Origin of the sequence: Rhodoferax ferrireducens T118 (assembly GCF_000013605.1) — a bacterium.
Lineage (GTDB): Bacteria > Pseudomonadota > Gammaproteobacteria > Burkholderiales > Burkholderiaceae_C > Rhodoferax > Rhodoferax ferrireducens.
This window is the reverse complement of sequence record NC_007908.1, coordinates 93,581-116,752: the sequence shown is the minus strand read 5'-3', so window position 1 is coordinate 116,752 and position 23,172 is coordinate 93,581. Positions and strand designations below refer to the sequence as shown.

Annotated in this window: 24 protein-coding genes; 14 read left to right on the top strand and 10 right to left on the bottom strand. The window is 59.9% G+C overall.

What is annotated here, in order from left to right; genetic code table 11:
• Positions 1 to 35 precede the first annotated feature (35 nt).
• Positions 36 to 1,301, bottom strand: a complete 1,266-nt coding sequence (locus RFER_RS00575; protein WP_011462448.1) for a GNAT family N-acetyltransferase — start codon at positions 1,299 to 1,301, stop codon at positions 36 to 38.
• Between the two features lie 471 nt (positions 1,302 to 1,772).
• On the opposite strand from RFER_RS00575, the gene RFER_RS00570 reads away from it, so the two are divergent.
• From RFER_RS00570 to RFER_RS00530, 9 genes are read left to right on the top strand one after another with little or no spacing between them, the layout of a single operon-like run.
• Complete coding sequence (locus RFER_RS00570; RefSeq protein WP_011462447.1) at positions 1,773 to 2,252, top strand: ATP synthase subunit I; 480 nt, start codon at positions 1,773 to 1,775, stop codon at positions 2,250 to 2,252.
• A 14-nt stretch (positions 2,253 to 2,266) separates the two neighbouring features.
• Entirely contained in the window at positions 2,267 to 3,157 is an 891-nt protein-coding gene (atpB, locus tag RFER_RS00565) for a F0F1 ATP synthase subunit A (protein WP_011462446.1), read from the top strand.
• A 56-nt stretch (positions 3,158 to 3,213) separates the two neighbouring features.
• Positions 3,214 to 3,459: a F0F1 ATP synthase subunit C gene (gene atpE / locus RFER_RS00560; RefSeq protein WP_011462445.1), complete on the top strand. Its 246-nt coding sequence runs from the start codon at positions 3,214 to 3,216 to the stop codon at positions 3,457 to 3,459.
• 37 nt (positions 3,460 to 3,496) lie between these two features.
• Complete coding sequence (locus RFER_RS00555) at positions 3,497 to 3,967, top strand: F0F1 ATP synthase subunit B (RefSeq protein ID WP_011462444.1); 471 nt, start codon at positions 3,497 to 3,499, stop codon at positions 3,965 to 3,967.
• A gap of 10 nt (positions 3,968 to 3,977) precedes the next feature.
• Positions 3,978 to 4,508, top strand: coding sequence for a F0F1 ATP synthase subunit delta (locus RFER_RS00550; RefSeq protein ID WP_011462443.1), 531 nt, complete (start codon positions 3,978 to 3,980; stop codon positions 4,506 to 4,508).
• Between the two features lie 50 nt (positions 4,509 to 4,558).
• Complete coding sequence (gene atpA, locus RFER_RS00545) at positions 4,559 to 6,112, top strand: F0F1 ATP synthase subunit alpha (RefSeq protein WP_011462442.1); 1,554 nt, start codon at positions 4,559 to 4,561, stop codon at positions 6,110 to 6,112.
• A gap of 29 nt (positions 6,113 to 6,141) precedes the next feature.
• Positions 6,142 to 7,038 carry a F0F1 ATP synthase subunit gamma gene (atpG, locus tag RFER_RS00540; RefSeq protein ID WP_011462441.1) on the top strand — a complete coding sequence of 299 codons (897 nt, stop codon included), beginning with the start codon at positions 6,142 to 6,144 and terminating at the stop codon, positions 7,036 to 7,038.
• Positions 7,039 to 7,089: 51 nt separating this feature from the next.
• A complete protein-coding gene (gene atpD / locus RFER_RS00535) occupies positions 7,090 to 8,514 on the top strand; it encodes a F0F1 ATP synthase subunit beta (RefSeq protein ID WP_011462440.1) in 1,425 nt (474 codons plus the stop codon).
• Between the two features lies 1 nt (position 8,515).
• Positions 8,516 to 8,932 (top strand): F0F1 ATP synthase subunit epsilon, encoded by a 417-nt coding sequence (locus RFER_RS00530; RefSeq protein ID WP_011462439.1) that lies wholly within the window; start codon positions 8,516 to 8,518, stop codon positions 8,930 to 8,932.
• A 95-nt stretch (positions 8,933 to 9,027) separates the two neighbouring features.
• Here the strand turns inward: RFER_RS00530 and RFER_RS00525 are convergent, their stop codons facing one another.
• From RFER_RS00525 to RFER_RS00515, 3 genes are read right to left on the bottom strand one after another with little or no spacing between them, the layout of a single operon-like run.
• Positions 9,028 to 9,549: a TPM domain-containing protein gene (locus RFER_RS00525; RefSeq protein WP_011462438.1), complete on the bottom strand. Its 522-nt coding sequence runs from the start codon at positions 9,547 to 9,549 to the stop codon at positions 9,028 to 9,030.
• Positions 9,549 to 10,469 (bottom strand): TPM domain-containing protein, encoded by a 921-nt coding sequence (locus RFER_RS00520; RefSeq protein ID WP_011462437.1) that lies wholly within the window; start codon positions 10,467 to 10,469, stop codon positions 9,549 to 9,551. Before RFER_RS00520 ends, RFER_RS00525 begins: the two co-directional genes overlap by 1 nt.
• A gap of 19 nt (positions 10,470 to 10,488) precedes the next feature.
• Positions 10,489 to 11,076 (bottom strand): LemA family protein, encoded by a 588-nt coding sequence (locus RFER_RS00515; RefSeq protein WP_041791150.1) that lies wholly within the window; start codon positions 11,074 to 11,076, stop codon positions 10,489 to 10,491.
• Positions 11,077 to 11,226: 150 nt separating this feature from the next.
• Here RFER_RS00515 and RFER_RS00510 point away from each other — a divergent pair, with 150 nt between their 5' ends.
• Together RFER_RS00510 and RFER_RS00505 are read left to right on the top strand one after the other, a co-directional pair.
• A complete protein-coding gene (locus tag RFER_RS00510) occupies positions 11,227 to 11,676 on the top strand; it encodes a YybH family protein (RefSeq protein WP_011462435.1) in 450 nt (149 codons plus the stop codon).
• Positions 11,677 to 11,761: 85 nt separating this feature from the next.
• Positions 11,762 to 12,301: a DUF2946 family protein gene (locus tag RFER_RS00505; RefSeq protein ID WP_011462434.1), complete on the top strand. Its 540-nt coding sequence runs from the start codon at positions 11,762 to 11,764 to the stop codon at positions 12,299 to 12,301.
• 41 nt (positions 12,302 to 12,342) lie between these two features.
• On the opposite strand, the gene RFER_RS00500 is transcribed toward RFER_RS00505, so the two are convergent.
• Positions 12,343 to 13,431: an aminoglycoside phosphotransferase family protein gene (locus RFER_RS00500; RefSeq protein WP_011462433.1), complete on the bottom strand. Its 1,089-nt coding sequence runs from the start codon at positions 13,429 to 13,431 to the stop codon at positions 12,343 to 12,345.
• Positions 13,432 to 13,520: 89 nt separating this feature from the next.
• Here RFER_RS00500 and RFER_RS00495 point away from each other — a divergent pair, with 89 nt between their 5' ends.
• The 3 genes from RFER_RS00495 to rsmA are packed head-to-tail and all read left to right on the top strand — an operon-like array spanning position 13,521 to position 18,115.
• A complete protein-coding gene (locus RFER_RS00495) occupies positions 13,521 to 15,917 on the top strand; it encodes an LPS-assembly protein LptD (RefSeq protein WP_049765587.1) in 2,397 nt (798 codons plus the stop codon).
• 6 nt (positions 15,918 to 15,923) lie between these two features.
• Positions 15,924 to 17,303, top strand: coding sequence for a peptidylprolyl isomerase (locus tag RFER_RS00490; protein ID WP_011462431.1), 1,380 nt, complete (start codon positions 15,924 to 15,926; stop codon positions 17,301 to 17,303).
• Positions 17,304 to 17,329: 26 nt separating this feature from the next.
• Complete coding sequence (rsmA, locus tag RFER_RS00485) at positions 17,330 to 18,115, top strand: 16S rRNA (adenine(1518)-N(6)/adenine(1519)-N(6))-dimethyltransferase RsmA (RefSeq protein WP_011462430.1); 786 nt, start codon at positions 17,330 to 17,332, stop codon at positions 18,113 to 18,115.
• A gap of 100 nt (positions 18,116 to 18,215) precedes the next feature.
• Here the strand turns inward: rsmA and RFER_RS23235 are convergent, their stop codons facing one another.
• From RFER_RS23235 to RFER_RS00465, 5 genes are all read right to left on the bottom strand, one after another.
• On the bottom strand, positions 18,216 to 18,437 hold the full coding sequence (locus RFER_RS23235; RefSeq protein WP_084795411.1) for a hypothetical protein: 222 nt from the start codon (positions 18,435 to 18,437) through the stop codon (positions 18,216 to 18,218).
• Positions 18,416 to 18,865: a barstar family protein gene (locus RFER_RS00480; RefSeq protein ID WP_011462429.1), complete on the bottom strand. Its 450-nt coding sequence runs from the start codon at positions 18,863 to 18,865 to the stop codon at positions 18,416 to 18,418. Before RFER_RS00480 ends, RFER_RS23235 begins: the two co-directional genes overlap by 22 nt.
• A gap of 34 nt (positions 18,866 to 18,899) precedes the next feature.
• On the bottom strand, positions 18,900 to 19,292 hold the full coding sequence (locus tag RFER_RS00475; protein ID WP_011462428.1) for a ribonuclease domain-containing protein: 393 nt from the start codon (positions 19,290 to 19,292) through the stop codon (positions 18,900 to 18,902).
• A gap of 157 nt (positions 19,293 to 19,449) precedes the next feature.
• The gene (locus RFER_RS00470; protein ID WP_011462427.1) at positions 19,450 to 21,759 is read right to left on the bottom strand and encodes an NADP-dependent malic enzyme; all 2,310 of its coding nucleotides are present in this window, start codon (positions 21,757 to 21,759) and stop codon (positions 19,450 to 19,452) included.
• Between the two features lie 94 nt (positions 21,760 to 21,853).
• A complete protein-coding gene (locus tag RFER_RS00465; protein WP_011462426.1) occupies positions 21,854 to 23,158 on the bottom strand; it encodes an FAD-dependent oxidoreductase in 1,305 nt (434 codons plus the stop codon).
• Positions 23,159 to 23,172: the final 14 nt, after the last annotated feature.

The following is a 23,172-nucleotide window of genomic DNA, read 5'->3' as shown; positions in this document are numbered from 1 at the left end:
CGGGCGTAGTTAACCAGGACTACCGTCGCATTTGCTCAAAGGTTTTCGGCAGATCCATCGCGCCTGAACGGATTGCGCCGCGCCAGTTCCTCCAAGTAGCCGTGGATGCCTTCGTCTTCACGCGCCAGGAAACGCCCGACTGCGGCCGCAAAGGCCGGATGCGCCAGCCAGTGGGCGCTGTTGGTTTTCACCGGCATCAGGGCCCGCGCCATTTTGTGCTCACCCTGCGCGCCGCCTTCGAAACGCTGGTAGCCGTGTTCTATGCACCAAGCCAGCGGCTGGTAGTAGCAGGCCTCAAAGTGCAGGCAATCGACCTGCTCCAGCGCCCCCCAGTAACGGCCATAGGCAATTTTCGCCCGCGTTTTTTTACCAAAGTCGCCGTTAACCCCTTTAATTACGCCACTTAGTGCTATCAAACTAGAAGCAATAGGACGGCCATTGCGCTCGGCCACAAAAAGCAGCCAGTGCTCTGCCATGGTGTCAGCCATGCGCTGGAAGAAGTCGCGACTGAGGTAGGGCGCGTTGCCGTGTTCGTCATAGGTATGTTCGTAACAACGGTAGAAAAAATCCCAGTCGACGCTGGCGATCGCTGTGCCCTGCGACCAACGAAAGCTGACGCCGGCATCACGCACCTTGCGGCGCTCCTGGCCTATCTTCTTGCGTTTTTCCCGGCTCAGCGACCGCAGGAAATCGTCGAAGTCAAGGTAACCGCCAGTGCCAGCCACGCTCATGGCTGGCGCTGGCGCCACGGTGGGAGCCCTGTTCGTCCAATGAAACTGCACGTTGTGCCGCAGCATCAAGCCGGCCGCTTCGCAGGCGCGGACATCGGCGTCGCTGGCAAACAGCAGGTGCAGTGAAGACAGTCCTTGCTCACCACACCAGGCCAGCAGGGCTTTGACCAGCAGCGTGCGGGTGTCGGCGTCCCGCGCCAGCAGGCGCGCGCCGGGCACCGGCGTGAAAGGCGAGGCGACGACGGCCTTTGGATAGTAGGCCAGGCCGAGCTGCTGGTAGGCGTTGGCCCAGGCGTGGTCGAACACATATTCGCCGTAGGATTGGTCTTTCAGGTACAGCGCGCACGCGCCAACCAACTGGCCGTGTTGCCACAGCGTGACAAAACGCGCGGTCCAGCCGGTTGCCGGCGTGGCGCTGCCACTCTCCAGCATGGCCGCGAGGTACTCGTGGCGCATGAAGGGGCTGGGTTCGTCAGCCAGATCCTGCGCGGCGAGCAGTGTGTTCCAGGCGACGGCGTCAACCTTCAGCGGCGAGTCCAGCACGCGGATGACAAAGTCCTGGTCAGGCACACCATCCTCCTTGGCGCCGGCCCAGCGTAGGTTGCCATGGACAGGCCCGGGCGACGGCCAGTTCAGGCCGAACGGTATTGCTCTTTTTCATGACTCTCAACATCAGCATGGCCCCATTGAACGAGGGTATTGGCGACAGGCCGGGCCACACGCGAAGACCTGGCTTTTGCGCTGGTCCTCTGCGCCAGCCCGTGATGATGCCGTGAATCACGTAGCCCGCGCGCCGGTCGGGTCAATGCGTGACAAGAAAACCGCCGGAGAACTTGCCCGATCACGGTTGGAGCCGCTTTTGCCATTGCCACCTGTTCGAATCGGCGGGTCTCGTTGTCAGACTGAATATTGACGAAATTCTGTCCTCCGCAAGCAAGGCAGGCGCGCAGGCGCCGAAAATCCTCTGGTTTCTACTTATAATCTAAAGCTTTGTGGCGAACGTCGCGTGTAACCTGCGTGTAATTTGAGAGCTCAATAATCATGCCGCTCTTCGAATTTGACACAGATGCCTCGGACGAACCGGGGTTCAAGCAGTTGAATGCCGAAGAGGCGCAGGCCTTGCGTGAACGCCACCCATCACTGTCACCCTGGCGGGTTGTAGTCTGGCAGGCGGCAGTGGGTTTGCTGGTGGCGTTGGGGACCTGGGGTCTGACGCAGAACCTGGTGGCTGGTGCATCTGCGGCTTACGGTGCGATGGCGGTGATACTCCCTGCTGCACTGTTTGCACGGGGTCTGTCGCGGCAGCGGAGAGCCGCCAATGCGGGCTCGGCGCTGACTGGTTTTTTTGTGTGGGAAATGGTCAAGATTGCCTTGACAGTGGCGATGTTGATCGTTGCGCCAAGGCTGATTTTGGGGTTGAACTGGCTGGCGCTGCTGGCTGGTTTTGTGGTGACGATGAAGGTGTACTGGGTGGCCGTGTGGCTGCGCCCGGTGTCTCGACAGTCACTTAATAAGAATTGACATACTGGTGAAATATGGCTGCTGAACACGCTGAAGTACACGCCCAAACGGCTGGAGAGTACATCCAGCACCACCTGCATCATCTGCAAAAGAACTTTTCTTTTGAAAATGTTGAGCAGCACAGCATTGTCGATTTCAGTGTCTTCAACTTCGACTCGCTGATCTATTCGATCCTGCTGGGTGCAATGGCCTGTTACTTTCTGTGGCGCGCGGCAAGCAAGGCAACCTCCGGTGTACCGGGGCGTTTCCAGGCTGCGGTCGAGATTCTTTCCGAGATGGTGGACACCCAGGCCAAGGGTGTGATTCATAACGCCACCAGCCGCAAGCTGGTCGCGCCGCTGGCGCTGACCGTGTTTGTCTGGATTTTCCTGATGAACGCGATGGACATGTTGCCGGTGGACGCCATTCCGGCCCTTTGGCATACGGCAGGTCCGGCCATGGGCTACATGAATTACATGCGCGTTGTGCCCACCGCCGACCTCTCGACCACCTTGGGCATGTCAGTCAGTGTGCTGTTGGTCTGCCTGGTCTACAACGTCAAGATCAAGGGCCTGGGCGGCTGGATTCACGAGTTGTTGTCGGCACCGTTCGGTGATAAATTCTTCTTGTATCCGGTTAATCTGCTCATGCAATTGATCGAATTTGCCGCCAAGACCGTGTCGCACGGTATGCGACTTTTTGGCAACATGTTTGCCGGTGAGCTGATTTTCATGTTGATCGCCTTGATGGGCGGCACATGGGCCTGGCAGTTCAACCCCTTGTCGGGTTGGTTCTGGCTGGGATTTGGGCATGTGATTGCGGGAACTGCCTGGAGCATTTTCCACATTCTGGTGATCACGCTGCAAGCCTTCATCTTCATGATGTTGACGCTGATTTATGTGGGACAGGCCCACAGCTCACACTGATCGTTTTAACGCTTTCTTTTCTTTCTTTTTTTCTTTTCTGTACTTTAGGAGCAATCATGGAAAACATTCTCGGCCTCGTCGCACTGGCTTGCGGCATCATCGTTGGTCTGGGCGCATTGGGCGCCTCTATCGGCATCGCGCTGATGGGCGGCAAATTTCTCGAGTCCTCAGCACGTCAGCCTGAACTCATGAATGAGTTGCAAACCAAGATGTTCATTTTGGCTGGTCTGATCGATGCCGCCTTCCTGATCGGTGTGGCGATTGCCCTGCTGTTTGCCTTTGCCAAGCCTTTCGCCATCTAATCTTGCTTCAACTTTCACGCTTGAAAGGGAATAAGCAGTGAATATCAATTCAACCCTGTTCCTGCAGGCCATCGTTTTTGCGATCCTGGTGTGGTTCACGATGAAATTCGTGTGGCCGCCGATCACAAAAGCATTGGACGAGCGGGCACAGAAAATAGCCGATGGCCTCGCGGCCGCCGACAAAGCCAAGTCCGAGCTTTCTTCGGCCAACAAGCGTGTGGAAGCCGAGTTGGCATTGTCACGCACCGAGACCACCGCGCGCCTAGCCGATGCGGACCGTCGCGGTCAGAGCATCGTCGAAGAAGCCAAATCAAAAGCAACCGAAGAAGCCAACAAGATCATTGCGGCTGCCAAGGTTGAAGCCGAGCAGCAAAGCAACAAGGCGCGCGAAGTTTTGCGTGAGCAGGTGGCGGCGCTGGCGGTCAAGGGCGCCGAGCAGATTCTGCGCAAGGAAGTCAATGCCAGTGTCCATGCTGATTTGCTTGGCCGTTTGAAGTTGGAACTGTAAGAGGGCAACCATGGCTGAACTCGCCACTATTGCCCGCCCCTACGCCGAAGCCTTGTTCAAGGCTTCGTTATCCGACCTCAATGGTGCGGCGGTTTGGGTAGAAGAACTGGAAACAATTGCCAAAAATCCGCAATTGCTCCAGTTTGCCGACAACCCGAACGTCACAGCGGCCCAGGTGTATGAATTGATTGCCGGCATCGCCCAAGGGGCTTTGCCAGCGATGGCGCAAAACTTTCTGCGCACCGTGATTGAAAACGGACGCTTGAGTGCTTTGCCCGAAATTGCGGCACAGTTTCGTGTCATGAAGAACGCCCAAAGTGGTTCATCGGACGCTGTGGTGTACAGCGCGTTTGCCATTGACAGCACGGCCCTGGCCGAACTGGCAGCAACGCTGGAACAGCGCTTCGCGCGCAAGCTCAATGTGTCGGTTCAATTGCAGCCTGAATTGATCGGCGGCATTCGCGTGGTGGTGGGGGATGAGGTTCTTGACTCTTCTGTCAAGGCCCGTCTGGAACAAATGAAAATGGCATTGACCGCTTGAGGCACACGCCTCTCGTTGTCGGGCCTAATTAACGAAAGAAGGAAAGAGTCATGCAACTCAATCCCGCAGAAATTTCTGAACTGATCAAGAGCCGTATTGAAGGCCTGACAGCCGGTGCGAACATTCGCAATCAGGGCACCGTCGTGTCGGTGACCGACGGCATTGTCCGCATTCATGGACTGTCGGACGTGATGCAGGGCGAAATGCTCGAATTCCCGGCCGACGCCGAGGGTCAGCCCAGCTACGGTCTGGCGCTGAACCTGGAGCGTGATTCGGTCGGCGCCGTGATTTTGGGCGCTTACGAGCACATCTCGGAAGGTAATACCGTCAAGTGCACGGGCCGTATCCTGGAAGTGCCGGTGGGCCCCGAGCTCAAAGGCCGCGTCGTCAACGCCCTGGGGCAACCGATTGATGGCAAAGGCCCGATCGACGCCAAGATGACCGACGTGATTGAAAAAGTGGCGCCGGGCGTGATCGCCCGTCAATCCGTGAGCCAGCCGATGCAAACCGGCTTGAAGTCCATTGACTCCATGGTGCCGGTCGGCCGTGGCCAGCGCGAACTGATCATTGGTGACCGTCAGACCGGCAAGACCGCGGTCGCGATTGACGCCATCATCAACCAAAAGGGTCAGAACATGACCTGCGTTTATGTCGCGATTGGCCAGAAGGCCTCCAGCGTCAAGAACGTGGTGCGCTCGCTGGAGCAAGCGGGTGCCATGGAATACACCATTGTGGTGGCAGCCACCGCGTCCGAGTCGGCCGCCATGCAGTATGTAGCCGCCTACTCTGGCTGCACCATGGGTGAGTATTTCCGCGATCGCGGCGAAGACGCGCTGATTGTGTATGACGATCTGTCCAAACAAGCCGTGGCTTACCGTCAGGTCTCCTTGCTGTTGCGTCGCCCGCCAGGCCGTGAAGCCTACCCCGGCGACGTGTTCTACCTGCACAGCCGTCTGCTGGAACGTGCCGCTCGCGTGAACGAGAAATACGTTGAAGACTTCACCAAAGGCGCCGTCAAGGGCAAGACCGGTTCTCTGACCGCCTTGCCGATCATTGAAACGCAAGCCGGCGACGTGTCGGCTTTCGTGCCGACCAACGTGATCTCGATCACCGACGGCCAGATCTTTTTGGAAACCTCACTGTTCAACGCCGGTATCCGCCCCGCCATCAACGCCGGTATCTCGGTGTCGCGCGTCGGTGGTGCCGCCCAGACCAAGCTGATCAAGAACCTGTCGGGCGGCATCCGTACCGACTTGGCCCAGTACCGTGAGTTGGCGGCGTTCGCGCAGTTCGCCTCTGATCTGGACGAAGCCACCCGCAAGCAGCTGGAGCGCGGTGCCCGCGTGACTGAATTGCTCAAGCAAGCCCAATACAGTCCGCTGCCGATTTCCTTGATGGGCGCCACGCTGTTTGCCGTGAACAAGGGCTACCTGGACGATATCGCAGTCAACAAGCTGCTGTCGTTTGAGCACGGCCTGCATGGCTACCTGAAAGACAAACACGCTGCGCTGCTGGCCAAGCTGGAAGCCGACAAGGCCATGGACAAAGACGCCGAAGCCGAACTGAACGCCGCGACAGCAGCCTTCAAGAAGTCCTTCGCTTAAGACCCCCTGTAACAAGCGAAGGAGTCTTTATGGCAACAGGCAAGGAAATACGCGGCAAGATCAAGAACTTCGAGAGCACGAAGAAGATCACCAAGGCCATGGAAATGATCTCCGTGTCCAAGATGCGTAAGGCTCAGGAGCGCATGCGCGCGGCCCGGCCGTATGCGGACAAGGTGCGCAACATCGCTGCCAATTTGGGCCAGGCCAACCCCGAGTACATTCATGCCTTCATGAAGACCAACGAAGCCCCCGTCGTTGGCATGATTGTGGTCACGACCGACAAGGGTTTGTGCGGCGGCCTGAATACCAACGTGCTGCGCAGCGTGACCAACAAGCTGCGTGATCTGCAGTCAGCGGGCATGTCGGCGCAGACGGTCGCCATCGGCAACAAGGGCTTTGGTTTCCTCAACCGCATTGGCGCCAAGGTGGTGTCACATGTGACCCAGTTGGGCGACAAGCCGCATCTGGAGCGCCTGATCGGCCCGGTCAAGGTGCTGCTCGATGCCTACGCCCGGGGTGAGATCAGCGCGGTCTATCTGTCCTACACCAAGTTCATCAACACCATGAAACAGGAAGTGGTGCTGGAGCAATTGTTGCCCTTGTCGGCAGCCCGGATGCAGGCTGAAACCGAGGCCAGTGAGACCGCCTCTGGTGCCAAGCATGGCTGGGACTATATCTACGAACCTGATGCACAGTCGGTCATTGATGACCTGCTGGTGCGTTATGTCGAAGCGCTGGTTTACCAGTCCGTCGCCGAGAACATGGCCTCGGAACATGCTGCCCGCATGGTCGCCATGAAGGCAGCGACCGATAACGCGGGCAACGTGATTGGCGAGTTGAAACTGGTCTACAACAAGACCCGGCAAGCCGCGATCACCAAGGAATTGTCCGAGATCGTCTCCGGGGCTGCCGCGATCGGGGCCTAGGCCCGCAACGCAGTCCGATAGCAAGATTCAAACTGATTGGAGCAAAGCCAAATGGCTCAAGATACACAAACGAACACAGCAGTTCAGGGAAAAATTGTCCAATGTATTGGCGCGGTGGTTGACGTGGAATTTCCACGCGATCAGATGCCCAAGATCTATGACGCCCTCAAGCTTGAAGGCTCGGCATTGACCCTGGAAGTCCAGCAGCAGCTCGGCGACGGCATTGTGCGCACCATTGCGCTGGGTTCCTCCGACGGCCTGCGCCGCGGGCTGATGGTGTCCAACACCGCCAACCCGATCATGGTGCCGGTCGGTACCGCCACACTGGGTCGCATCATGGACGTGCTGGGCACGCCGATTGACGAGCGTGGCCCGGTGAGCACTGAAAAATATGCCTCGATTCACCGCAAGGCGCCAACCTATGACGAACTCAGCCCGTCACAGGAACTGCTGGAAACCGGTATCAAGGTGATTGACCTGGTGTGTCCGTTTGCCAAAGGCGGCAAGGTCGGTTTGTTCGGCGGCGCTGGCGTGGGCAAGACCGTGAACATGATGGAACTCATCAACAACATCGCCAAGGCACACTCCGGCTTGTCGGTATTTGCCGGTGTCGGTGAACGTACCCGCGAAGGCAATGACTTTTATCACGAAATGGCCGATTCCGGCGTCGTGAACCTGGAGAACCTAGGCGAGTCGAAAGTGGCCATGGTGTACGGCCAGATGAATGAGCCGCCGGGCAATCGTCTGCGCGTGGCGCTGACCGGTCTGACCATCGCCGAGTCCTTCCGCGATGAAGGCAAGGACGTGCTGTTCTTCGTCGACAACATTTACCGCTTCACACTGGCCGGTACCGAAGTGTCGGCCCTGCTGGGCCGGATGCCTTCCGCCGTGGGTTACCAGCCAACGCTGGCCGAAGAAATGGGCCGTTTGCAGGAACGCATTACCTCCACCAAGGTGGGTTCCATCACCTCCATCCAGGCCGTTTACGTGCCCGCCGATGACTTGACCGACCCGTCCCCCGCCACCACCTTTGCCCACCTGGATTCCACCGTGGTGCTGAGTCGTGACATTGCTTCGCTGGGTATTTACCCGGCTGTGGATCCGCTGGACTCCACCAGCCGCCAGCTCGACCCCAATGTGGTCGGCCAGGACCATTACGAAACCGCACGCGCCGTGCAGGGCACCTTGCAGCGCTACAAAGAGTTGCGTGACATCATTGCCATTCTCGGCATGGACGAGCTGGCCCCGGAAGACAAGCTGACGGTGGCCCGTGCCCGCAAAATCCAGCGCTTCCTGTCGCAACCGTTCCACGTGGCTGAAGTGTTCACCGGTTCGCCCGGCAAGTACGTCAGCCTGGCGGAAACCATTCGCGGTTTCAAAATGATTGTGGCGGGCGAGTGCGATCATCTGCCGGAACAAGCCTTCTACATGGTCGGTACCATCGACGAAGCGTTCGAAAAAGCCAAGAAGATCTGATATGAACACCATCCACGTTGATGTGGTCAGTGCCGAAGAGTCCATCTTCTCCGGTGAGGCGCGCTTTGTCGCCTTGCCGGGGGAAGTCGGCGAGCTCGGCATCTACCCGCGCCACACCCCGTTGATATCGCGCATCAAGGCGGGCTCGGTGCGCATTGAAAAAGCCGATGGGAGCGAAGAGTTTGTCTTTGTTGCCGGCGGTCTGCTCGAAGTGCAGCCCAACTGTGTGACGGTCTTGTCAGACACCGCCATTCGCGGCAAGGATCTGGACGAGGAAAAGGCCAACGCTGCCAAACTGGCCGCTGAAGAAGCCATGAAAAATGCCAAGACCGATATTGATCTGGCACGGGCAACCTCCGAACTGGCGGTGATGGCAGCGCAGATTGCGGCGTTACGCAAGTACCGTCAGAAAAAATAGCTGGAATTCGACAACCACCAGGCGCTTGGCTCATTCAGGCGACGTGAGAGGCCCGGATCTGAAAAGACCCGGGCTTTTCTGCTTTTGGGGCCGAATCAATTCAATATCGGCGCATCCGGCAGTTCGTTCGGATTGACCTCGTTGGCGCCTAACGGAAAGTGCTGCACCAGCAGCGCGGACACTTCGGCCAAGGCGTTCGTCAGGCCATCTTCAAACTGCGCTTGTTTGAAAGCGGCGCTCATGCGCGTCACCAAGGCGGGCCAAACCGATGGATGAACACGCCCGTTGACTCCGCGATCCGCCACAACCTCAATCGCGTGCTCGGCCAGCAACAGGTAGATCAGCACGCCATTGTTGGCGGCGGTATCCCAGACGCCGAGTTGGCTAAAAAGGTCCAGGGCGCGCTGGCGGGCGATTTGCCGCGTTGGTGCATTGGTCCACAGGTAGCTCAGTGGCAGCCCCGCTTCGATATAAATCCTGACTTCGCCTGAATGGCGTTGCTCGCTCGCAGCCACCCGCTGCTGCAGCCGCTGCAGCATGTCGGGCGCACTGGCGTGCTGCGTGGCCGACTCATCGACCCAGCGATGTCTGAAAATGCGCTTGATTCGGTTCAACATCACCAGCGTCCCGAGGCACCACCGCCACCAAAGTCACCACCGCCGCCGGAGCCAAAGCCTCCGCCGCCAAAACCACCCCCAAACCCGCCACCGCCAGCACCCCAGCCCCCATGGCGACCAACGCCGCGTCCGCCGCCGGGCATCAAACCCGAGAAAAGAGCGAACACAAACCCGACCAGCGCCGCCAGTGCTGCGATTGCCAGGCTGGCGGTGACGAGCAGGGCAATGCCCCCGACGAGCCCACCGGTTGCCAGAGACCCCAGCTTGGTACCGAAAATGCTGCGCGCCACGGCGCCCACCACCGGGACGGCAAAGAACATGAAGATGGCAAGGTCCGTCCATTGAAAACCGTTTTTCACGCCGCGGACAGCCGCCACGGGCACGGGCAGGGCCTCACCCTTGATGAGCGCCATCAGTTGATCCACCGCCGCGTCGAGTCCACCGGCGAAGTCCCCCTGCTTGAAACGCGGGGTGATGGCCTGGTCAATGACGCGCTTGGCCGCCAGGTCGGGAATGGCGCCCTCCAGCGTCTTGGCAACTTCAATGCGGACCCGCCGGTCGTCTTTGGCCACCACCAGCAAGAGTCCGTCGCCGATCTCCTTGCGGCCTATTTTCCAGCTGTTGGCGACCCGGTTGCTGTAACTGGCGATGTCCTCGGGCTGCGTCGTTGGCACCAGCAGCAGCACCATTTGCGTGCCCCGGCTCTGCTCAAAGGCGGTGAGTTTGGCCTCCAGCTGCTGCACTTGCACGGCGTTCAGCGTGCCGGTGGCGTCCATGACATGGGCAACCAGCGTCGGCACCGCCAATTGCGCCTGCGCCTGTGACAGCAAAAGCAGCAGGCCCACGCTTGCTACGGCCAGCCAGCGGCCGAGGCGGCGCAGTTGTGCCGGCCAGCGTTGCAGCAGAAACAGGGGTCTCATCGGTGTGACAGACGCCGGCCTACTTCTTGTTGAAGTCGACCACCGGCGGCGTTGTGATCGCCGCTTCATTTTGCACGGTAAAGCTGGGTTTTGGCTGGTAGCTAAAGACCATCGCCGTCAGGTTGCTGGGGAAACTTCGCACCAGCACGTTGTACGCCTGGACGGCCTGGATATACCGGTTGCGCGCCACCGTGACGCGGTTTTCGGTGCCTTCGAGCTGCACCCGCAAATCCGAAAAGCCCTGGTTGGCTTTGAGACTGGGGTACTGTTCGGACACCGCCATCAAGCGGCTCAAGGCCGAGCCCAGCTCGCCTTGTGCCGCCTGAAACTTGTTGAAGGCTTCCGGGTTGTTCAAGGTTTCTGGCGTCACCTGGATCGAGGTCGCCTTGGCGCGCGCCTCAATCACCTTGGTCAGCGTCTCCTGCTCAAACGCGGCCTCGCCTTTGACGGTTGCCACAATGTTGGGCACCAGGTCAGCGCGGCGCTGGTATTGATTGAGCACCTCGCTCCAGGCCGACTTGGTCTGTTCGTCCAGGCGTTGAAAATCGTTATAGCCACAGCCGGTCAGGGACAGGGCAGTCAACAGAATCAGGAGCCAGCGTGTCATATAAATCTCCAGCGTGAAGAACGCAACCTTAGCATAAACACGCATTGCAATCTGGCCCTGACTGTGCATGCTGAGCCAGGCAAATGCTCACGCCGTCAATACGCGGCGAAAGCACGGCAAAATCATCCCCCACCGCCACAGAAATCCATCATGTCCAAAGCCAAAAAACAAGCCGCCTCCGTGGGCGGTAGCGCCGACGAAATCGAGGCCAGTTTTTACGAGGCACTGCAAACCGCCGACATCGATAAGCTCATGGCCTGCTGGGCCGATGAGGATGAAATTGTGTGCGTCCATCCAGGTGGGCCACGACTGGTGGGCCTGGGCGCCATCCGGGCTGCTTTTGATGCCATTTTCAACAATGGCAGTATCCGGGTGCAGCCACAAGCGGTACGCAAGATTGAGTCGCTGGCCAGCGTGGTGCACAACGTGCGCGAGCGCATTGAGGTCCTGACCGAGGACGGCCTGGTGCAGGCCTTTGTCATTGCCACCAACGTCTACCACCGAACGGCGCAGGGCTGGCGCATGGTGGCCCACCATGCCAGTCCGGGGTCGCAACAGGAAGCGCAAGACGGCAGTGAGATACCGCCCGTGTTTCACTGACAACTGAGCTTCCAGTCCAAAACCGCCATGTGCAACTTGGCCATGCCGACACAAATTCACACCACCTGACGCAGGGACTTTCTCCATGGATGACATTGTCAAACAAGCCTTGCTCAAATGGCCCAACGTGCCCGACTGCTACGGCTGGCTCGGCCTGGATGCGCGCGGCAACTGGTTCATGCGCGACGAACGCGCCCAGGCGCAGGGACCGTTTGCAGGCGGCAGCGCGGCCGGCAAGGGCTCAGAGCTGAAACACGACAAACTGATCGAGTTCATCCAGCGCAATTACCAGCCCACTACAGAAGGGCAGTGGTTTTTCCAGAACGGACCGCAGCGCGTCTACGTCGAACTAGAAGCCACGCCGCTGATCTGGCGCGTCAACCATGACCTGTCAATTCAAGATCATTGCGGCAGAGCAGCCTCAGTGCAGCACTGCCTGCTGGACGAGTTGGGGCATGTCTACCTTGACACTTCGACCGGCTTTGGCCTGGTGCACAGCATGGACATGGACTACGTGGCGGACGCCGTGCTGCAGGGCCTGTGGCAGCCACAGGATGTGCTCCACGCTGATTTACCGAGCCGCTTCAACTATGTGCCGAGTCCATATTCACTTCAAAAAGCATAGCTGCTTAGGCATATTCGACGGGGGCTAGGGCCTTATTTTTCTTAAATCCTGCCAAAGGCATAGCCGTCGGCCACGACCAGACCCTCGATGCGCTCAATCAAGCGCAGCAAGGGCTTGAGCTCGCGGTAGCGCGCGCAGGTGGCGCGAATGTAACTGATGAAGCGAGGCGTGTCGGCCAAGTACTGGGGTTTGCCATCGCGCAGCGTCAGGCGGGCAAAGATGCCGGCGACTTTCAGGTGGCGTTGCAAGCCCATCCATTCCACCCCCCGGTAAAACTCGCCAAAGTCGTCACCCACCGCAAGCCCGGCCTTGCGCGCTTTCTCCCAGTAACGGATGGTGATGTCGAGGCAGAAATCTTCCTCCCAGCTCAGGAAGGCATCACGCATCAAGCTGGCAATGTCATAGGTGATGGGGCCATAAACCGCATCCTGGAAGTCCAGCACGCCCATCCGCTGACCCGCACCCGCGGGGGCCACCATCAAATTTCTCGGCATGAAGTCGCGGTGCACATAAACGCTGGGCCAAGCCAGGTTGTGCGCCATGATTTGCGCAAACGCCTGGTCCAGCGTGCGCCGCACCTCGCCTTCGACCGCTACACCGCGGTGGCGGGCCAGATACCAGTCAGGGAACAGTTCCAGCTCACGGCGCAGCAGCGCTTCATCGTAGGGCGGCAAAACGCCCGGCTTGGAGGCGCTTTGCCAGGCAATCAGTGCGTCAACCGCCTGCAGGTACAGGCCCTGATTGGCCTGCGGGTCGTCCCGCTTGATCACCTGCATCATGGTCTGGGCTCCCAGATCGGTCAGCAGCATAAAACCGTGGGCTGCGTCCCACGCCAGCACCTCGGGCGCATGCACCTGCGCCTGGTGCAGCAACTGGGCGACTTTGACAAAAGGCTGGCAGTCCTCCTTGTCGGGCGGCGCGTCCATGATGATGTAGCTGCCCTGAGTGCCATCCACGCGCAAGTAGCGCCGGAAGCTGGCGTCGGCGGAGGCCGTGCGCAAGGAATCAATGACCAGGCCGTGCGCGGGCGCCAGTCCGGCCAGCCAGACGCTGAAATCGGCTGCGCGCTGCGCGTCAGGCCAGATGGGTGCGGTGGCCGGGGTGGTTTCGGGTGGGAAGGCTGTGCTCATGGATAATCCATTCTACAAAGTCGAATGCTCCCGCTTCGTTTCCAACCTGTTTTCACCCCCGTTACTGCCCCTGCCTGATACGCTTCTTGATGCACGAACTTGACCTCAGGCCACACTTGGCCCGTTTTGCCCAGCGCCCGCTTGCCCTGCTGGCTTGGGCTTTGCTGCAGGGAACAAGCGTCAATGCACAGGTGGCCCAGGTCGCGCCCGACGAGCCGCCACTGCCGCTAAAGACAAGCCCTTTGCTGCAAGAGCAGGTGGCCCCCGCGCTGCGCAGCAGCCTGCCAACCTTCATCTCGGCTGAGCACATCTTCGGGCGTCCGGACCTGGAAACCGTGCTGGAGGGCCGCGCCGAGTTGCGCCGCGGCGACCTCGTGATCAAGGCCGACCGGCTGGAATATGACCAACCGAGCGACCTGGCCACAGCCAGTGGCAATGTCCTGATTAACCGCGCCGGCAACGTGTATGAAGGGCCGCTGCTGGAACTCAAGCTCGATACGTTCGAGGGTTTTTTCAACCAGCCGCGTTATTATTTTCTCAAGAATGACGCGCATGGCCAAGCCGATCGTGTCGACTTCATTGATGACCAACGGGCCGTCATCCACAACGCCACCTTCACCACCTGCCGGCGCTTGCCGGGCCCGAGCTGGCTGCCGGACTGGATTTTGCGGGCCGCCAGCATCAGCCTGGACAACGAGGAAGACGTGGGCACGGCAAAGGGCGCCTTGCTGAGCTTCAAAGGGGTGCCGCTGCTGCCGATTCCCTACCTCAGTTTTCCGCTGAGTGACAAACGCAAGTCAGGCGTCCTGCCACCGATCCTGGGGCTGGACAATGTCAATGGGGCCGAAGTGAGCGTGCCCTACTACTGGAACATCGCGCCGAACCGGGATGCCACTTTCACGCCGACGCTCATGAGCAAGCGTGGCGTCAATCTGAGCAGCGAGCTGCGCTATCTTGAGGCGGACTATGCGGGTCAAGTGCAGCTGGACTTGATGCCGTCTGACCAGTTGCGTGACAGCACTCGCTGGGGTTTGACTTACACGCATCAGGCCACATTGCAGAACAGTTGGACGCGGCCGTTCACCGCCGGCGGTGTGGCCTTGAACCTCAACCTGAACCGGGTCAGTGACGACAATTACTGGCGTGACTTCACCCGCGCCTCAACCGGATCGCTGACCCAGCGTCTGCTCACCAACGACGCCAGCCTGTCCTGGACCGAGGGCAATTTTTCCAACACGGTGCGCACGCTCAAATGGCAAACCCTGCAGGACGTGAGCGCCCCCATCACGCCACCCTATGACCGTTTGCCGCAGTTGGCCACGCGTTATGCCCGCAGCAATGTCGGCGGATTTGATTATTCAGTGGATGCGGATTACACCCGGTTTCAGTCTGAACGCAGTCTCACCCTGCAGCCCAATGCCCAACGCGTCTTCTCCGTGTTGCAGCTCAGCCGACCTTGGGTGACTGCCGCCGGCTTCATCACCCCCAAGCTGCAGCTGAACGTCAGCAACTATCAATTTGACACGCCACTGAGTAACGGGGCTAGGGCGGCGAGCCGCGTCGTGCCGACCCTCAGTGTGGACAGTGGCCTGGTGTTTGAACGCGATGCCCGCTATTTCGGCATGAATTTTCGCCAGACCCTGGAGCCCCGTGCGTTTTACGTCAACACACCGTTTCGCGACCAGCGCCTGTTGCCCAACTATGACTCGGGCGCTGTCGATTTCAACTTTGCCACCATCTACACCGACAACGCCTTTGTCGGCAACGACCGCATTTCTGACAGCGATTTACTGACGCTGGGCGTGAGCACACGCCTGCTGGATCCAGCCACCGGAGCGCAGGTTGCACGTTTTGGTGTCGCACAACGCTTGCGCTTTAGAGACCAGAACGTCACCTTATTACCGACTGACGCGCCAGTGACCGACCGGATCAGCGATTTGCTGCTGGGAGCAGCGGTCAACTGGGATCCGAAATGGGCTTTCGACTCGACCGTGCAATTCAACCCCACCACCAAGCAGTCGGTACGTTCCACCATCGGCGCGCGCTACAGCGCGGGCCACTACCGAACCGTGAGCGCGGCTTACCGCTACCAGCGCGAGTCCAGCGAACAACTCGACATCGGCTGGCAGTGGCCGATCAATGACTTGTGGGGCGAGCGCGGGCAGGAGTTGGGCGCTGGCCGGGGTCAAGGCGAGGGGCGCTGGTACAGCGTCGGGCGCCTCAACTACAGTATGCAAGAACGCAAGCTGGTCGATGCCGTGCTCGGTTTTGAGTACGATGCGGGTTGTTGGCTGGGTCGTATTGTGTTGGAGCAACTGCAAACCAGTACCGCATCGGCCAATCAGCGCATCATGTTCCAGCTTGAGTTTGTCGGCTTGACCCGCTTGGGCGTGAACCCATTGAAGTCCTTGAAAGACAATATTCCCGGTTACCAGTATCTGCGAGAGCAAACCAGCCCTCCCAGTCGTTTCAGCAACTACGATTAATCCATCATGAACCATCGCCTTGTGGCCCTTAGTGTGGCCAGCCTTGCCCTTCTTGCTCCCTTGACTGTACCGGCGCAGGGCTTGCGGCCATCCTCGGCAACTGTCGGCGCCGGTGTTCTTGCGCCCGCGAGGGTACCCGCTGCTACCGGGCTGGCGGCCGACTACATCGTGGCGGTGGTCAACTCCGAGCCCATTACCAACAACGAGGTGCGCGCCGCCCTGCAACGCGTGCTGCAGCAGTTGGCCCAGCAGGGCAACCCACAAGTCGATAGCAAAACCTTGGTGCGCCAGGTACTGGAGCGCCTCATCAACGAAAAAGCCCAGCTGCAACTGGCCCGGGAGTCCGGTATTGCGGCGGACGAAGCAGCCATTGACCAGGCCGAGCAGAACATCGCCCGGCAAAATCAGCTCACGGTAGCCGAGTTGCGCCGACGCCTGACACAGGAAGGCGGCGTGCCCGGCCAGTTCCGTAACCAGCTGCGCGATCAGATCCTGCTGACCCGCCTGCGTGAGCGTGAGGTCGAACCGCGCGCGCGGGTGTCGGAGCTGGAGATCGATCAATTCCTGCGCGAGCAACAAAGCAGCACCCCTGCGGTGCAGCAAATCAATCTGGCTCAAGTCCTGGTGTCGGTCCCTGATACCGCCACCCCGGTGCAAGTGACCGCCTTGCAGGCCCGGGCGCAACGTGCGCTGGCACGCGCACGCGCGGGTGAAGACTTTGTGACCCTGGTGCGAGAGTTCTCCGACGCCTCAGACAAGGCCAGCCTCGCCAATGGCGGCGAGCTCGGCCTGCGCACGGCAGATCGCTATCCGCCGCTTTTCCTTGAGGCGACACACAACCTGGCTGTCGGTGAAATCTCGGCGCTGGTACGTTCAGGCGCGGGCTTTCACATCCTCAAAGTACTGGAAAAGAAAAGTGCGGCACTGCCCGCCATGACGGTCACGCAGAGCCGGGCCCGCCATATCTTGTTGCGGGTCAGCCCGCAGCTCACCGAGAGCGCAGCCCGTGACAAGCTCAATGAATTCAAAAAAAGGGTTGCCGCAGGGCAAGCTGATTTTGCCGCGCTGGCCCGCGACCATTCGCAGGATGGCAGTGCCGCGCAGGGCGGCGACCTGGGGTGGGCCAATCCGGGCATGTTTGTGCCGGAGTTCGAGGCGGTCATGAACAGCCTGACGCCGGGGCAGATCAGTGAACCCTTGGTGTCCCGCTTTGGCGTTCATTTGATTCAGCTGATGGAGCGTCGCCAGGCCACCCTCAGCCCGCAGGAGCAGCGCGAGGCCGTGCGCGCCATGTTGCACGAAAAGAAGCTCGATGAAGCGTATATCAGCTGGGCGCAAGACGTGCGCGGCCGCGCCTATGTGGAATTGCGCGAGCCGCCGCAGTAAAACCGATACAGTCCTACGCTCGTGGAATGAAACACATTGCCCGCAAACGCTTCGGCCAGCATTTTCTGACCGACGGCGCCATGATTGAAGCCATCGTCGACGCCATTGGCCCCAGGCCGGGGCAGGCGATGGTGGAGATCGGACCCGGTCTGGCGGCGTTGACCCAACCGCTCGTGGAACGTCTGGGTCAGCTCACCGTGATTGAGCTCGATCGTGACCTGGCCGCGCGCCTGCGGGCGCATCCTCAGCTCGTGGTGATTGAGTCTGATGTGTTAAAGGTGGACTTTGCCCAAGTGGCGCAAGCGCTGACCACTACAAAATTGAGAGTTGTTGGCAACCTGCCGTACAACATCTCGACGCCGATCCTGTTTCACTTGCTGAACTTCATTGACGTCATCGAAGACCAGCATTTCATGCTGCAAAAAGAAGTGATTGACCGCATGGTGGCAGGCCCCTGCACCGCTGCCTACGGCCGTCTGAGTGTCATGTTGCAGTGGCGTTACGCGATGGAAAACGTCTTGCTGGTTCCGCCCGAGAGCTTCGAGCCGCCGCCTCGCGTCAACAGCGCGGTGGTTCGCATGGTGCCGCATGTCAACCCGGCCGCGGTGGATGGGCATCTCTTGAGCGAACTGGTCCAGGTGGCTTTCAGCCAGCGTCGCAAGCTGTTACGCCACACGCTGGGCCAGTGGCTGCAACAGAAAGGCTACGCGGATGAATTCGACGTGCAGCGCCGGGCGGAAGAAGTCCCGGTGGCTGAATACCTGGCCTTGGCGTTGAAATTGGCCACACACAGCCAAGCCGCCAGTCACTGACCGGCTGGCGGTCAACTTTCAGCCAGCACCTTGGCGCCCCAGCCAGAAAAAAGGCCCTCTCTTTCGATGGGCCTTCTGGAGCGGGGAAGCGGCGCTGCGATCAGGCGGCCGTTAACCAATACCCGGAATTGAAGGGGCTGCTCATGCGCAGCGCCAGTGGCGATATGTCCAACAGTTTGTCAGTTGGCATTTTCTCCCCGGACTCGGTGGTGAGTTCGATGCCTGACAAGGTTTGGCTGCCGACGCCGTTGCCTTTTGCCTCGTTCGCCCGTTCTGCTTGGCTGGTGTGTGCAGAACGGGCTACAGAAAAGAATAGAAACATCGGAACGGTATCTTTCGATCGGCCCAGTAGTCAGCCGCGTCGCGGAAGATATCGAGCAACTGCTCGCGCGCCTCCTTGTCAAACTTGGCATGGGCCGGAATGTGCTCCAGCACCACAATAAAGCCAGGCTGTGGGCCGGACTTGTGTAGCGGGTCGGTCATGCTGTCATACAGTGCGTCAAAATTCTTGCCGACATGCACCGACAACATGAATTGCTGAGCAATGAGATCCAGTACGTCCTGCTTGGTCTGGGCGTTGGCCAGATTGGCGTACAGAAAATGCTGGCCCAAGGATTGGGCCGCACCCTGCAACTCCGGCACACGAAAAGCCCTAATCGACTGGACAATATTTGGCCGCACGCCGCGTAGCGGCACGTCCGTTGCAGCGCGCTGCAAAGCGGCGGTTTCTTGGCTCAATGACATATTCATTCTCGCTTCACTTTTCGTAAGTAATAAACCGGTTTCACGGCACGATCCGGCGGAAGCTCGCATAGTGATCGGCGGTGTAATAACAAGCGTCAGGCGCTCTGGCAGCCCCTCCGCACACAATGCGCCGGGCTCCCCGGGCATGTAAATTCGGTGTTGCGACGGTATATTCACGGTAGTAACCACGCTTTTGGAGTGGCAGCAAACGCTCACGGTTGCCAAACACCACACCATCTTTTTCATGCGCAAACGGACCGCCTTGATGAATCAGGTCGTAGGTCTGCACGCCTTGCTTGGGTAAAGCGGTCACCGCGATGGCAGTGGCAGCGTCTGCCGGGGCAGGCCCTTTGGCCAGCACCCCTGCACAGGCGAAAATCGCAGCAAGAAAAAAGCTGGTAAGTACTAACTTAGAGCTTTTCAGACGCAACATGAACAAGACACCTCTCGCAAGACTCCGGGTTAACCCGTAATTTCAAGGTGTGTAGTGTCGCGTATTTACGAAAATAATGCAAGCGTCTGCCTAAAAAATAGGCAGACACAAAGCATCAAACAGCTTACTAAGTTAGTGCTAGCTTAGGCTTTAGAGCTCAGCGGCTGGCGTTTGCGTCGGCCACAGTGAGGGCCGTCATATTCACAATTCGACGCACCGTGGCACTGGCGGTCAAGATATGCACCGGTTTGGCCGCGCCCAGCAGCACCGGACCAACGGCGATATTGCCACCGGCTGCTGTCTTGAGCAGGTTGTAGGCAATATTAGCGGCATCGATATTGGGTAACACCAGAAGATTGGCGTCCCCCGCCAGTGTGCTGTTGGGCATGAGGGCTGCGCGGGCTGCGCCATCGAGCGCCACGTCGCCATGCATTTCGCCGTCCACCTCCAGCCACGGCGCCTTGACCCGCAGCAAGTCCAAAGCCTCGCGCATCTTCACGGCGCTGGGTTGGTTGCTGCTGCCAAAGTTGGAGTGCGACAGCAAGGCGGCTTTGGGCCGAATGCCGAAGCGCACCATTTCCTCTGCCGCCAGAATTGTGATCTCGGCCAGTTGCTCGGCAGTGGGATCGTAGTTGACGTGGGTGTCCACTATAAATAGCTGGCGCTCGGGCAACATCAGGCAATTCATGCAGGCATAGGTGTTGACGCCAGTGCGTTTTCCAATCACCTGATCCAGATATTGCAGGTGCATCGCCGTGGTGCCCCAGGTGCCGCAAATCAGCCCATCCACATCACCCTTTTGTAACAACATACTGCCAATCAGGGTCAGGCGTCGGCGCATCTCGATCTTGGCAACCTGGGCCGTCATGCCCTTGCGCTCGGTCATGCGGTGGTAGGTTTGCCAGAAATCGCGGTAGCGATGATCCTGCTCCACATTGACGACGCTGTAGTCCTGCCCCTCTTCCAGGCGTAAGCCAAACTTATTGATGCGCTCGGCAATCACCAGCGGACGGCCAATCAGCGTGGGCAGGGCCAAGCCTTCGTCCACCACAATCTGGGCCGCGCGCAGCACACGTTCATCTTCACCCTCGGCATAGGCGATCCGCTTTTTAAGCGCACTTTTCGCGGCGGCGAAAATCGGTTTCATCACGGTGCCCGAGGCGTAGACGAAGCTTTGCAACTTCTCGCGGTAGGCATCCATGTCCGCAATCGGGCGCAAGGCCACGCCGCTGTCAAACGCGGCCTGGGCCACCGCTGGCGCCACTTTGATCATCAAACGCGGATCAAAGGGCTTGGGGATCAGGTACTCCGGCCCAAAGGCCAGCGGCTCGCCAACATAGGCGGCAGCAACCACTTCGCTTTGCTCGGCCTGCGCCAGGTCGGCAATCGCATGCACCGCCGCCATTTCCATCTCCACCGTGATGGTGGAGGCGCCCGCGTCCAGTGCGCCCCTGAAAATGTAGGGGAAACACAAGATGTTGTTGATCTGGTTCGGGTAATCCGAGCGGCCGGTGCCGATGATGGCGTCGCTGCGCACGGCCTTCACTTCTTCGGGCGTGATCTCGGGCGTCGGGTTGGCGAGCGCAAAAATGATCGGCCTGGGCGCCATCCTTTTGACCATTTCGCCCTTGAGCACACCGCCCGCTGACAAGCCCAGAAACACGTCAGCACCTTCAATGACTTCACCCAGGGTGCGCGCCGATGTCTTCTGGCTGTAAATGATCTTGTCCGGGTCCATCAGCTCGGTGCGGCCCTCGTACACGACACCGGCCAGATCGGTCACCCACACGTTTTCACGGGGAATGCCCAGTTTGACCAGCAGCCCGACGCAAGCCAGCGCTGCGGCACCGGCGCCGGAGGTCACCAGTTTCACGTCTTTCGGGTCCTTGCCGGCCACTTTCAGGCCGTTGAGAATGGCCGCACCGACCGTGATGGCGGTACCGTGCTGGTCATCATGAAAGACCGGAATCTTCATGCGTTCGCGCAACTTGCGCTCGACATAAAAGCAGTCGGGTGCCTTGATGTCTTCCAGGTTGATGCCGCCAAAGGTCGGCTCCAGCGAAGCGATGATGTCCACCAGCTTGTCAAGATCGTGCTTTTCGTTGATTTCGATGTCGAACACATCAATACCGGCGAACTTCTTGAACAGCACGGCCTTGCCTTCCATCACCGGTTTACCCGCCAATGGGCCAATGTCGCCCAGTCCGAGCACGGCGGTGCCGTTGGTGACGACCGCCACCAGATTGCCCCGGCTGGTGTACTTGTAGGCGTTATTCGGGTCTTTGACGATTTCCTCGCACGGAATGGCCACGCCCGGCGTGTAGGCCAGCCCCAGATCATGCTGGTTGATCAACTGCTTGGTCGGCGCAATGGAAATTTTGCCGGGGGTGGGAAATTCGTGGTACTCGAGTGTGGCGCGGCGCAATTCAGCGCGTTTGTCTGCGGCGGTGGCCGTTGTATGGGGCATGGGGTCTCTCCTGTTGCAAACCGTATGACCAAGAGGCCAGCCTCAGGGCGTCGCTACGGGAGTGAAATTGTAGACCGTGCCGGGTGCATCACCCTCAAGCCAACACCAGCTTGGCTTGCTCTGCGCGCCGGGCAGTTTGCGTCCCTGTCAGCGCAAAGCCGCGCACTTGATGCTGCCCGTCCATGAATTGCCACTGTCCTGACGCTTCACTGCGCCACTCTCCCGCTGTGCCGGGTGCCGGTGCGGCCACCACAATTGGCAGCGCCGGGGTCTTGATGGCGACCGGCATCAGCGCAAAAGCGACAGCGGTCGGCGTGCCCGCCAGCGTGGCTGCCAAAGCGCGTGCGGCGCTCATGATGGGCATCACATAGGGCATGGTCCGGGCGCCCGCCACCGATGTTGCCGCAGCATCAGCCGCCACGCCCCATCGCCCGGTCGCGTATTGCGCGGCGTCACCCAGGGCGTAGATATGCGGGCTACTGGTCTGCAATGTGGCGTCCACCACGATGCCGCGCTCGCAGACCAGCCCGGCGGCCTGCGCCAGCGCCGTGTCCGATTTCAAACCAATAGCACTCAACACAATATCCACGGGGGCTAGCGACCCATTTGACAGCTCAACCTGGAGGACGGACTCGACCTGATGGACACGGGCGCTCTCGGCCACCGCGATGGACCCCCCCGTTTTTGCCCAGTTGACCGACTTGACGGTCGCGCCAAAGTGCCAGCGCACGCCCAAGCCTGCCAGCGCCTGCTGCAACTGTGCGCTGGCTGATGCCGGCAACAAGGCCGTCATCGGCCCGGTCGACGGGTCAACCACCGTCACCCGGTAACCCGCTGCGGCAAGGTCGTTGGCAAACTCGCAACCAATCAGGCCGGCCCCCATGATCAGGGCATGGCGCCGGCTGTGTTCACTGGCCGACTGCAGGTTCAGCGGCGAGCCCCCGCCCACCCCCTTGTCGCCACACCCGGCGGCACGCGTCAGACGCTGGTGGAACCGGGAGAAGTCATCCAGTGAATTGATCGACTGCACCTGATCCGCCGCATCCCCCGCCAGCGGCAGTCGAATCGGCTGTGCGCCGGTGGCCAACACCAAGTGGCGATAGCTGAACTCGCCCCGGGTGCTGCGCAGCGTGCGTGTTAGCGCATCAATGACCAGCACCCGGGTATGCGCCAGCAGACGCACCTTGTGCGTCGCTGCCATCTGGGCCGCCGGCGTGGTGACCAGTTGCGCCGGTGTGCGCTGTTGCTGCAACGCGTTGGACAGCGCCGGCTTGGCGTAGAAATCTCCGCTGTCGGCCGTGATCAGCAGCACCGGCGTACGCTGGTCAAGCTTGCGCAGCTCGCGCACGGTGGTCCAGCCGGCCAGCCCGGCGCCAATGATGATGATCGGAGGTGCCATGTCGGACCTTCGGT

Excerpts from the sequence above, each read along its gene's own strand:
- atpA (WP_011462442.1), top strand. The coding sequence starts at position 4,559 with ATGCAACTCAATCCCGCAGAAATTTCTGAACTGATCAAGAGCCGTATT.
- rsmA (WP_011462430.1), top strand. The coding sequence starts at position 17,330 with ATGAAACACATTGCCCGCAAACGCTTCGGCCAGCATTTTCTGACCGAC.
- atpE (WP_011462445.1), top strand. The coding sequence starts at position 3,214 with ATGGAAAACATTCTCGGCCTCGTCGCACTGGCTTGCGGCATCATCGTT.
- RFER_RS00515 (WP_041791150.1), bottom strand. The coding sequence starts at position 11,076 with ATGACACGCTGGCTCCTGATTCTGTTGACTGCCCTGTCCCTGACCGGC.
- RFER_RS00530 (WP_011462439.1), top strand. The coding sequence starts at position 8,516 with ATGAACACCATCCACGTTGATGTGGTCAGTGCCGAAGAGTCCATCTTC.
- RFER_RS00570 (WP_011462447.1), top strand. The coding sequence starts at position 1,773 with ATGCCGCTCTTCGAATTTGACACAGATGCCTCGGACGAACCGGGGTTC.
- RFER_RS00525 (WP_011462438.1), bottom strand. The coding sequence starts at position 9,549 with ATGTTGAACCGAATCAAGCGCATTTTCAGACATCGCTGGGTCGATGAG.
- RFER_RS00505 (WP_011462434.1), top strand. The coding sequence starts at position 11,762 with ATGGATGACATTGTCAAACAAGCCTTGCTCAAATGGCCCAACGTGCCC.
- RFER_RS00550 (WP_011462443.1), top strand. The coding sequence starts at position 3,978 with ATGGCTGAACTCGCCACTATTGCCCGCCCCTACGCCGAAGCCTTGTTC.
- RFER_RS00500 (WP_011462433.1), bottom strand. The coding sequence starts at position 13,431 with ATGAGCACAGCCTTCCCACCCGAAACCACCCCGGCCACCGCACCCATC.
- RFER_RS00495 (WP_049765587.1), top strand. The coding sequence starts at position 13,521 with ATGCACGAACTTGACCTCAGGCCACACTTGGCCCGTTTTGCCCAGCGC.
- RFER_RS00480 (WP_011462429.1), bottom strand. The coding sequence starts at position 18,865 with ATGAATATGTCATTGAGCCAAGAAACCGCCGCTTTGCAGCGCGCTGCA.
- RFER_RS00520 (WP_011462437.1), bottom strand. The coding sequence starts at position 10,469 with ATGAGACCCCTGTTTCTGCTGCAACGCTGGCCGGCACAACTGCGCCGC.
- RFER_RS00490 (WP_011462431.1), top strand. The coding sequence starts at position 15,924 with ATGAACCATCGCCTTGTGGCCCTTAGTGTGGCCAGCCTTGCCCTTCTT.
- atpG (WP_011462441.1), top strand. The coding sequence starts at position 6,142 with ATGGCAACAGGCAAGGAAATACGCGGCAAGATCAAGAACTTCGAGAGC.
- RFER_RS00475 (WP_011462428.1), bottom strand. The coding sequence starts at position 19,292 with ATGTTGCGTCTGAAAAGCTCTAAGTTAGTACTTACCAGCTTTTTTCTT.
- RFER_RS23235 (WP_084795411.1), bottom strand. The coding sequence starts at position 18,437 with ATGTTTCTATTCTTTTCTGTAGCCCGTTCTGCACACACCAGCCAAGCA.
- RFER_RS00510 (WP_011462435.1), top strand. The coding sequence starts at position 11,227 with ATGTCCAAAGCCAAAAAACAAGCCGCCTCCGTGGGCGGTAGCGCCGAC.
- atpB (WP_011462446.1), top strand. The coding sequence starts at position 2,267 with ATGGCTGCTGAACACGCTGAAGTACACGCCCAAACGGCTGGAGAGTAC.
- RFER_RS00465 (WP_011462426.1), bottom strand. The coding sequence starts at position 23,158 with ATGGCACCTCCGATCATCATCATTGGCGCCGGGCTGGCCGGCTGGACC.
- RFER_RS00470 (WP_011462427.1), bottom strand. The coding sequence starts at position 21,759 with ATGCCCCATACAACGGCCACCGCCGCAGACAAACGCGCTGAATTGCGC.
- atpD (WP_011462440.1), top strand. The coding sequence starts at position 7,090 with ATGGCTCAAGATACACAAACGAACACAGCAGTTCAGGGAAAAATTGTC.